Origin of the sequence: Corallococcus sp. RDP092CA, assembly GCF_041903675.1 — a bacterium.
Lineage (GTDB): Bacteria > Myxococcota > Myxococcia > Myxococcales > Myxococcaceae > Corallococcus.
This window is the reverse complement of sequence record NZ_JAYESI010000088.1, coordinates 1-1,443: the sequence shown is the minus strand read 5'-3', so window position 1 is coordinate 1,443 and position 1,443 is coordinate 1. Positions and strand designations below refer to the sequence as shown.

Annotated in this window: 1 protein-coding gene; it reads right to left on the bottom strand. The window is 65.5% G+C overall.

Annotated elements, in window-relative coordinates; genetic code table 11:
* Positions 1-9: 9 nt before the first annotated feature.
* A complete protein-coding gene (locus tag U8525_RS34265; protein ID WP_374270943.1) occupies positions 10-1,359 on the bottom strand; it encodes an IS4 family transposase in 1,350 nt (449 codons plus the stop codon).
* Between the last annotated feature and the right edge of the window lie 84 nt (positions 1,360-1,443).

Below are 1,443 nucleotides of genomic sequence, written 5' to 3'. Positions count from 1 at the left end.
CAATGCCGGTCAGTTAGGGCGGGGGCGCTTCACCCACTTCTTGTCGTAGTTGCTCATCTTGATTTTGACGACTCGTGGGAAGCGCCTCTCGCTCCTTCGTTCCGGTAACAGCAGCAACCCCAAGTGCCTGCGCAAGTCGAGCAGGTGCTCTGGAATCCGCCCGGGTGCCAGCGGCGGGGTCGACCAGACCAGCCATGCGTTTCGGATGAGCGCCAGTGCATTGACGAAGCTGATGCGCGTCGGCTCCACGCCGGCTTCGTCCGCGGCCCGTTCCATCTCCACGCGTACCAGGTTGTAGGCCAGCAGAATGCCCCAGACTTCCTGCCGGACGCCTTGGGGCGTGCGACTGCGGATGGCTTCCTGTCGGTCCAAGAGGTGCGTCTTGATTTCGTCGTACCCCAGCTCGATTTCCCATCGCTCGTGGTACAGCTGGACAATCCTTTCGGCCGGGTACTTCTTCGAGTCTAACAGCGACGTCAGCAGTACTCCGGCACGGAAGCCCGGTCGCTGGTAGCGGATGGCCCTCATGCGGACGGCTTCGGGCAGGGGCCTGGCGCTCGAAGCACGCATGGCGCGGGTGACCGGCAGCTCCACCAGGTCATCATTCTCACCGAGCTTCTCGACCCGGACGGGTTTCATATGCGCCTTGGCCCGCACCAGCCAGTGCCGGTTCTTTGCCCCCGTGGCAATCTCCATCAGGTCGCGGACCGCGGTGAAGTTGCGGTCGACGATGACGACTGAATTCTCCGGCAGCTGACTCCATAGCTCCGCCGCCAGCGTCACCTCACCCGTGGCGTAGGGCCCAAAGCGCACCGCCGCCACCAGGTGGGAGCGTGCCGCCATCAGCGCCACGGCCCGCACCGTCGGGTAGGCGCTACCGGCGCGAGTGCCGTTGCCCGGACTGCCACCAAACTCACTCCAGTTGTCGGACGAGTCCGGCACTCGCACCGTCGTGCCATCCAGGGCATAGACGGCCAGCTTGTGCCAGGGGTGCGCCCTGGCGCTGCGGTGGGCCCACGCCGAAGCCGTCGTATTGAAGAGGTACTCCATCGGCTCGTCGCCCAGGCGCTGGCGTGCCTGGCTCAACGCGCTCGGCGCCACGTCCGTCGAGCCCGCCCCCGTCGGCAATGCCACATTCAGCATGGACGCCACGCGCGGGATGGACTCATTGCGCATCAGCGCCATGCCCACCACCAACCAGATGACCTGGTCCGCCGGCAGGCGCCGACGGCGTATCGAGGCGAAGCCGGTGGCCACCACGGCTTCCTCCACCCATACCGGGTCAATGTGCTGCCGAAACCGGTCGAACTGCTCGGGGGCCACCATGGCTGCCCCCTGGATGGCCTGGGAAAGCCCCATGCGGCGATCTCCAAGTTTGAGATCGCCACACCCTCAACCATTCCGGTAGGTCCTCGCAAGGACCACTTATCTGACCGGCATTGC